This is a genomic window from Clostridium sp. (genome assembly GCF_036569345.1).
Lineage (GTDB): Bacteria > Bacillota > Clostridia > Clostridiales > Clostridiaceae > Clostridium_AD.
This window is the reverse complement of the sequence record NZ_DATCQT010000219.1, coordinates 1-1,719: the sequence shown is the minus strand read 5'-3', so window position 1 is coordinate 1,719 and position 1,719 is coordinate 1. Positions and strand designations below refer to the sequence as shown.

At 28.4% G+C, this 1,719-nt stretch carries 3 protein-coding genes; all 3 read right to left on the bottom strand.

From position 1 onward, the window contains the following. On the bottom strand, positions 1-193 hold a 193-nt coding region (locus VIM70_RS23200), incomplete at its 3' end, for a DUF5592 family protein (protein ID WP_331948150.1). A gap of 37 nt (positions 194-230) precedes the next feature. Beyond that, positions 231-875, bottom strand: a complete 645-nt coding sequence (locus tag VIM70_RS23195; RefSeq protein WP_331948149.1) for a hypothetical protein — start codon at positions 873-875, stop codon at positions 231-233. A 36-nt stretch (positions 876-911) separates the two neighbouring features. Then, positions 912-1,719, bottom strand: an 808-nt coding sequence (locus VIM70_RS23190; RefSeq protein WP_331948148.1) for a hypothetical protein, incomplete at its 5' end; no start/stop codon positions are given.

The following is a 1,719-nucleotide window of genomic DNA, read 5'->3' as shown; positions in this document are numbered from 1 at the left end:
CTCTTGCAGGCAATATTAAAAATATTATTACAAAAGTTGAAAATATATAATATACTAAAATTAAGCTAGAATAAACTAAACTATCCAATGCAAAAACTAAGCCCATTCCTATTAAAAACAAGAAAAATTCCTTTAAATATAAATGTTTAGTTATTTTTATTTTACTATTTAATTCTTTTGGAATTAGATACATAATTGATACTTCCTTTCTATTTATTTATCTTACAAAATTATTTTTTTACGTTTATGCTTAATTCATCATCAGTTGTAACATTACCATCACTGTCTATTATTTCATAAATTAATTTATGTTGTCCTCTTTTAGTTATGGCCTCAGTATTTTTTAATTTAATTTTATTAGTTATATCTCCATCCTCTTTATCATCAGCAGTTACTTTAATAGCGTCAAACGGATTTAATAAATCAAACTTTTTCGACATAGAATAAGTGGTATCATACATATAAACCGTAGAGACATATATTTTAGGAGCTTCTCCTATTTGAATTTTTCCATAATTATCTTCAATTAAAATATTATCATTTGCATAGATATTAATTGAAATATTATGTTTATTATTTACATCAAATTTTTTATTTAAAGTATCTTCAATACTTTTTAATGTTTCTTTGCCTTTACTTTTAGGTATATTAGTTTTTGTATCAAAACTAACATTTATACTTTTGCGTTCACTATTTAAATCTGAAATTCTAACATTATATTGATTACTAAAAACTTTTTCTACATTTTTTTCTGTAAATGTTAATTTTTCAATTTTAGTATTACTGAATACAGAGCTACTACATCCAGTAATACTAAATACTAGTGAAACAACTGCTATTATTACTATTAATTTATTAGTTTTATTCTTCATCATTTTTCAACTTCCTTCCTATATCTAGTGTAGCATGAGCTACACTGATTCATTTTTATTGTTTTTTTCCTCTCGTATACTCTGACCTATGTTTTTTCCTCGATTATACGATTCCATAGTTTGTTTTACAATAGGATTATTCTGAACTCTTTTAATTATTTTTTCTTTTTGCTGTTGACGAATCATTTGATACGAAGACTTATCATTATTTGGACGTATAGGCTCCGGTGTATTATTGGGTACAGTATGTCCACTTGTTTCATTCTTTTCACTACCGTTTGTTTCAGTGCCATTACTGCTATTAATTGATTCAGGGGTATTATCTGAAATATTTCTATTTGAACTAGGTTGTTCACCCACTTCATTATCACCATTATTAGAAATAGGTTGTATAGGTTCGGATGTATTACCACTAGAACCATTCATTTCATCATAAATAGATTTGTGTTCTTGGCTACCATTGTCATTAATACTGCTTTTCCCATTAGCATTACCCATTTCATCATAAATAGATTTGTGCCCTTGGCTACCATTCCCTTTAGTATCACTTTCTGGACTACTAATTCCGGCATTCTTACTAGAATTGCCAGTGCTACTATTAACAACATTTCCTTTGTTTAAATCTTCATTTCCCTTAGCCTTATCTTTAGCCATACCAGGATATATAGATTTTGCTTTATTCGCATCTGCATTTTTCTTATCCTTATCCTTATCCATGTCTTTATATAAACCACTTGCTATACCAGCGCCTGCTCCAAATGTAGAGCCTGCCATCTTGCCAGCACTACCTGCAATACTATTTGCAGTTTTACCAATATTCTTAGCACCTTTCATAGCAGTGCTACCT